Raw genomic sequence first — 1,606 nt, 5'->3', positions numbered from 1 at the left:
TCGATCACTTCGGGCTCGCGGTGAAGGATATCGACGACGTCGCGGCGCAATTGAAAGCCAAGGGCGTCGAGTTCACGCAGGACGTTCACAACATCCGCCCCGGCGTGCGCATCTGCTTCATCCGCGGGCCGCAAGGCATTTCCATCGAGCTGCTGGAGCGCGACGCGAAGTACAAGTGAGCGACAAAGCCAGTCACCCGTCATGCCCGGCCTTGTGCCGGGCATCCACGTCTTAGAGTTCGCTACGTCAAAGACGTGGATGGCCGGGACAAGCCCGGCCATGACGAGAACTCTGGTGTTTGCCGCAACGCCTCACCGCCGTCCGAACAGCTTCTCGATATCCGACAGCTTGAGTTCGACATAGGTCGGGCGGCCGTGGTTGCACTGGCCGGAATTCGGCGTGTCTTCCATCTCACGCAATAGCGCGTTCATTTCCTCGGGCTTGAGGATGCGGCCGGCGCGCACCGAGCCGTGGCAGGCCATGGTGGCGGCGACGTGCAGCAGCCGCCGCTCCAGCGGCAGCGCCTCGTCCCATTCGGCCATATGTTCGGCGAGATCGCGCAGCAGCGCGGCGGCGTTGGTCTTGCCGAGCAGCGACGGCGTTTCGCGCACTGCGACCGCGCCTGGACCGAAGGATTCGATCGCCAGCCCGAACGTCTCCAGCTCGGCGGCGCGTGCGATCAGCTTCTCCACGGTGGCTTCGTCGAGTTCGACGATCTCGGGGATCAGCAGGATCTGCCGCTGCACGCCGTTCTGCGCGAGCGATGCCTTCAGGCGTTCGTAGACGATGCGCTCATGTGCGGCGTGTTGGTCCACCACGATGAGGCCGTCGCGGGTCTGCGAGACGATATAGGTCTCGTGAATTTGCGTCCGCGCGGCGCCGAGCGGACGGTCGAGCAGGTCCGGTGCCGGTGCGGATTCGAAACGCACGTCGGCGGTCGGCGCGCCGACATCGAACGCGGATTGATCGCGCTCGGCGAAAGCGGTTGCGCCGTAAGATGACGGTGCGCTCGTGGGATAGGCCGGCGAGCGCCGCCAGTCCCAATTGCCGGGTCGCGGCGAGAAGGCCGGGCGGAACGACGAGATCACCGCGCCGTCGACATTCGCCGCAGTGCGCCGGCCTTCGCGCGCCAAGCCATCCTTGAGCGCGTGGACGATCAGCGCGCGTACAAGGCCGGCATTGCGGAAACGCACTTCGGTCTTGGCGGGATGCACGTTGGCGTCGACCTCCTGCGGATCGAGCGTCACGAACAGCGCGACGATGGGATGGCGGTCGCGCGGCAGATAGTCCGAGTAGGCCGCGCGCACCGCGCCGAGGATCAGTTTGTCGCGCACCGGGCGGCTGTTGACGAACAGATATTGTCCAAGCGCGTTGGCGCGCGTCAGCGACGGCGCCGCGGCGAAACCTTCGACGACGACGCCCTCGCGCTCGCTGCGCACATCGATCGCGGCATTGCGAAAATCCGCCCCGAGAATGTCGCCGAGCCGCGCCAGCCGTCCGGGGGCGCCGGGCAGCGCCGCCGCCCAGGTCACTGGCGCACGTTCCTCGCCGGCCAGCGTGAACGCAACGTCGGGCCGCGCCATGGCGAGGCGGCGCACCACTTCGC

2 protein-coding genes are annotated in these 1,606 nt (G+C 67.1%); one reads left to right on the top strand and one right to left on the bottom strand.

Annotation, left to right across the window (positions count from 1 at the left end; all coding sequences use genetic code 11):
* Positions 1 to 179 (top strand): VOC family protein (locus Q0L57_RS14985; protein ID WP_296743838.1); only part of this gene is annotated, 179 nt, incomplete at its 5' end.
* 132 nt (positions 180 to 311) lie between these two features.
* Here Q0L57_RS14985 and Q0L57_RS14980 read toward each other — a convergent pair.
* A partial coding sequence (locus Q0L57_RS14980) for a DNA mismatch repair endonuclease MutL (RefSeq protein ID WP_296743836.1) occupies positions 312 to 1,606 on the bottom strand: 1,295 nt, incomplete at its 5' end.

The organism is Mesorhizobium sp. (assembly GCF_024509055.1).
In the GTDB taxonomy this organism is placed as follows: Bacteria; Pseudomonadota; Alphaproteobacteria; order Rhizobiales; family Rhizobiaceae; genus Mesorhizobium.
The sequence above is the reverse complement of the archived record's forward strand: the minus strand, read 5'-3'. Positions and strand labels throughout refer to the sequence as shown.